A 4,483-nucleotide genomic window follows, 5' to 3' on the forward strand; every position below is an offset into this window, starting at 1 on the left:
CACAGAGCGGGCCGGAACCGAGGCCCCCCGAAGCACCGAGGAGCCTCCGATGACCACCTTCGACCCCCGCACCGTCCACACCACCCACCCCCACCACGTCGGCCAGCCGTTCACCGGTCCGCAGCAGTACGGCCAGCAGCAGTACGGCCAGGCCTTCCCCGGCCAGCAGTTCTCCGGCCCCATGCCGGCGCCGGCCCTCGCGAAGCCGTCCCGCAAGCGCCCGCTCGCCGGCAAGATCGTCGCCGGGGTCGTCGCCGCGGCGGTCGTCGCCGGTGGCGCCGGCGCCTGGATGGCCTTCTCGGGCCCGTCCGCCGCGGCCGCCGTCCAGTCCACCTCGTTCGCCGGGGCCAACCCGACCACGAGCCCGTTCGGCACCGACGCCCCGCAGGTCGCCGCCGTCGCCGCCACCGGCCCCCAGTCCGGCGACACCACCGGCCTCTACGCCGCCACCACGCCCCCGGCCTGCACGACCGCCGACTTCCTCACCCAGCTCCAGGCCGACCCGGCCAAGCTCGCGGCCTTCGGCGGGGTGTTCGGCCTCGGCGCCGGCGACGTGCCGGCCTTCGTCGACAGCCTCGCTCCGGTGGTGCTGCGGGCGAACACCTCGGTCACCGACCACACCTACGCCGACGGTGCCTTCACCCCCGAGCCGGCCGTCCTCGCCGCCGGGACCGCGGTGCTGGTCAACAGCTACGGCGAGCCCACCGTCAAGTGCTTCAACGGCAACCCGCTGACCGCCGGCGAGGCCACGGCCGACGCCGTCACCGTCGTCCCGACCACCCAGATCAGCACCCAGTACAGCTTCACCACGATCGACAACAGCCGTGTCGTGATCATCCCCGGTAAGCCGGACCCGAAGCCGCACCCCGGCCCGAACCCCACCACCACCCCGCAGCCCGACCCCGAGCTCGTCAAGAAGGCCCAGGAGGCCCAGGCCACCGCCGACACGGCCCGCGCCGAGGCCACCGCCGCCCGGGAGCGGGCCGATGGGTTCGCGGCCGCGGCCCGGCAGGCCCAGACCAACCTGAACAGCCTCCAGGCCGACCTCGACCGGGCCATCGCGGAGGGTGCGAACCCCCAGGTCATCGCCGACCTGACGAAGGCCCGCGACGCCGCGGCAGGCGAGCTCGAGACCAAGAACAACCAGGCCAAGTTCGCCGACGCGGCGGCCAAGAGCGCCGAGGGCACCGCCGAGCAGGCCGAGAAGAACGCGAAGGAGGCGAAGCAGAAGGCCGACGATTCCGCCAAGGCCCACGCGGAGGACGCGAAGACCAAGGACGAGGAGAAGCCCAAGGACGCGACGAAGACCGTGGTCGACCCCGCCACGACCGGCAAGGACGGCCAGGCCGCGGCGGGCCAGCAGGGGCAGAACAAGGTCGCCCCGAAGCCCGTCGTGACCGCCCCCCAGGTCTGCGCGAAGGTCGTCACCGACGCCACCGCGACCCCGACCTGCCCGCTCACCGGCTCCGCCGACCAGGCCACCGGCACCGCCCCGGTCACCTCCGGCACCACGAGCACCGGCGGCGAGAAGCCCTCGACCGGCACCTCGTCGAAGGGCACCGACACGACGTCCGGCGCGTCGAGCAGCAGCTCCTCCTCCGGCTCGAAGAGCGACGCGAAGGAGGGCTCCGACAACTGACCTGATCCTCGACGACGAACGCCCGGTCCCTCACCGAGGGCCCGGGCGTTCGTGCGTGCGCGGCCCATCCGAACACCGGGTCCTCACGACCCGGTTCTCGGGGGTGTTCCCGGCCGCCCGGTCACACCGCGTGGGCACCGGCCCCGCCGTCGACCGCCGCCGACGACGACGCCCACCGCCGCCGGTAGGCCAGCGGCGACACCCCGAGGGTCGCGCCGAGGTGCGCACGCAGCGACGACGCGCTGCCCAGGCCGGCGGCCGTCGCCACCCGGTCCACCGGCAGCGTCGTCGTCTCCAGCAGGTGCCGGGCGTGGGCGAGGCGCTGGGCGAGCAGCCACGCCGCCGGGGAGCGGCCGGTCTCCGCGCGGAACCGGCGGGTGAACGTGCGCACGCTCATCGTGCAGACCGCGGCCAGGTCGGCCACGGCGACCGGCTCGGCGAGGTGCTCGAGCGCCCAGGCCCGCGCGGTCGCGGTGCCGCCCGCGCGGTCGTCGGGAACCGGCGCGGCGATGAACTGGGCCTGCCCGCCGTCGCGCCACGGAGCGACGACCGAGTACCGCGCGACGGCGTTCGCGACGTCGCTGCCGTGGTCGCGGCGCAGCACGTGCAGGCACAGGTCGATGCCGGCCGCGAGGCCGGCGGAGGTGAGCAGGTCGCCCTCGTCGACGAAGAGGACGTCCTCGTCGAGCTCGACCGCCGGGAAGAGCCGGCGGAAGTCCGCGGCGCGGGCCCAGTGCGTCGTCGCGCGGCGCCCGTCGAGCCGCCCGGCGGCGGCCAACACGAACGCGCCCGTGCAGATCGACATCCACCGTGCGTGCTCCGGGACGAGCGCGAGCGCCTCGGCGACGGCCGGAGGCAGGACCCCGTCGCGGCGCACCGGGACGCAGCGGGTGCCGGGCACGATCACGGTGTCGGCTTCGGCGAGCGCCTCCGGGCCGTGGTCGAGCTGCAGGCGGTAGCCGCTGGTGACGCGCACGGTGGGCTCGACCCCGCAGACGCGGACGTCGTAGAGCGGTTCGCCGTCGCGGCGGGCCTCGCCGAGGATCTGCGAGGCCATCGGCAGGTCGAACCCGACGACCTCGTCGAGGGCGAGGACCGCCACGCGGTGCACGGGGTTCGTCATGGCCCGATCCTGGCACATGTCGTCGGTCCGGCCACTGGTCCGCGGTCGACGCGCTCACCATGCTGATCTCTCGTGTCCACGACCACGCCGCCCGCGCCCTCGCGCCTGACCCGCGCGAACACCTGGCCCTGGGCCGTCGCCGCCACCGCGTTCGTCGCCCTCATGTGCGCCGCGGGTTTCCGGTCGGCGCCCGGCGTGCTGATCGACCCGCTGCACATGGAGTTCGGCTGGTCGCACAGCGAGATCTCCTCCGCGGTGTCGGTCAACCTCGTGCTCTACGGCGTGATCTCGCCCTTCGCCGCAGCGCTGATGGAGCGCTTCGGGATGCGCCGCGTCGTGGCCGCCGGGCTGTTGCTCGTGGCGGCCGGCAGCGGGCTCACGGTGTTCGTGCAGACGACGTGGCAGCTGGTCCTGCTGTGGGGCGTGTGCATCGGGGTCGGCACCGGCGCGACCGCGCTCGCCTTCGTCGCGACGGTGACCGGACGCTGGTTCGTGCGCCACCGCGGCCTGGTCAGCGGCGTCCTGACGGCTGCGCAGTCCGCGGGCGGGCTCGTGTTCCTGCCGCTCATGGCGTGGCTCGCGAGCACCCACGGCTGGCGGCCGGCCTCGCTCGTCGTCACCGCGGGCGCGCTGCTCGTCGTGCCGCTGGTGGTGTTCCTGCTGCGCGACCGGCCCAGCGACGTCGGCATCGTCGCGCTCGGCGCCGAGCCGGTTCCCCCGCACGCGCCACCCGCCGTCGTCGTGCGACCCGCGGGCGGCGCCGTCCGCCAGGCGCTGGACGCGTTGCGCGACGCGTCCCGCACCGGGGTGTTCTGGCTGCTCGCGGGCAGCTTCGCGATCTGTGGAGCGACGACGGTCGGGCTCGTCAACACCCACTTCGTGCCCGCCGCGCACGACCACGGGATGCCGGCGACGACGGCGGCCGGACTGCTCGCCGTCGTCGGGATCTTCGACGTGGCCGGGACGATCGCGTCCGGGTGGTTCACCGACCGCGTCGACCCGCGCTACCTGCTCCTCGCGTACTACCTGTTCCGCGGGCTGTCGCTCGCGATCCTCCCGCTGCTGCTCGGGCCGGCCGCGACGCCGCCGATCTGGGCGTTCATCGTGTTCTACGGCCTCGACTGGGTCGCGACGGTGCCGCCGACGGTCGCCCTGGCCCGCGAGCACTTCGGGGACCGCGCGCCCATCGTCTTCGGGTGGATCTTCGCCTCGCACCAGGTGGGCTCGGCGATCGCGGCGTTCGGGGCGGGCCTGCTGCGCGACACCACCGGCTCCTACACCTCGGCGTGGCTCACCGCGGGCGGGCTGTGCGCGGGGGCGGCGGTGCTGTCCTTGCTGGTGCCGAGGTGGGCTCCGCGCACCTGACCGCTTGACCTCCACAATGGTTCAGGTTCCACGCTGTCGGGCATGACATCGGAACCCGTACCGACCGCCCTGGTCACCGGCGCCTCCCGGGGGCTGGGCCGGGCACTGACCGACCAGCTCGTGCGTGACGGCTGGCAGGTCGTCGTCGACGCCCGCCACGCGCCCGCGCTGACCTTCGACTCCCCCGCCGTCACCGTCGTCCCCGGGGACGTCGCCGACGCCGGGCACCGTCACCGGCTCGCGCAGGTCGTCGCGGGGCTCGGCGGCCTCGACCTGCTCGTCAACAACGCGAGCCTGCTCGGGCCCAGCCCGCAGCCGCGGCTGGTCGACTACCCGCTCGACGTCCTCACCGCGGT

General features: G+C 74.7%; 4 protein-coding genes. 3 read left to right on the plus strand and 1 reads right to left on the minus strand.

The annotated features are described in order from the left end of the window. Positions 1-49 precede the first annotated feature (49 nt). Positions 50-1,639 carry a DUF6777 domain-containing protein gene (locus AC0CYZ_RS03825; RefSeq protein WP_472212499.1) on the plus strand — a complete coding sequence of 530 codons (1,590 nt, stop codon included), beginning with the start codon at positions 50-52 and terminating at the stop codon, positions 1,637-1,639. Between the two features lie 121 nt (positions 1,640-1,760). On the opposite strand, the gene AC0CYZ_RS03830 is transcribed toward AC0CYZ_RS03825, so the two are convergent. Continuing rightward, complete coding sequence (locus AC0CYZ_RS03830; protein ID WP_472212501.1) at positions 1,761-2,762, minus strand: GlxA family transcriptional regulator; 1,002 nt, start codon at positions 2,760-2,762, stop codon at positions 1,761-1,763. Positions 2,763-2,834: 72 nt separating this feature from the next. On the opposite strand from AC0CYZ_RS03830, the gene AC0CYZ_RS03835 reads away from it, so the two are divergent. Together AC0CYZ_RS03835 and AC0CYZ_RS03840 are read left to right on the plus strand one after the other, a co-directional pair. Then, positions 2,835-4,127, plus strand: coding sequence for an MFS transporter (locus AC0CYZ_RS03835; protein WP_472212503.1), 1,293 nt, complete (start codon positions 2,835-2,837; stop codon positions 4,125-4,127). 42 nt (positions 4,128-4,169) lie between these two features. Continuing rightward, a partial coding sequence (locus tag AC0CYZ_RS03840) for an SDR family NAD(P)-dependent oxidoreductase (RefSeq protein ID WP_472212505.1) occupies positions 4,170-4,483 on the plus strand: 314 nt, incomplete at its 3' end.

This window comes from Actinomycetospora sp., assembly GCF_055612215.1.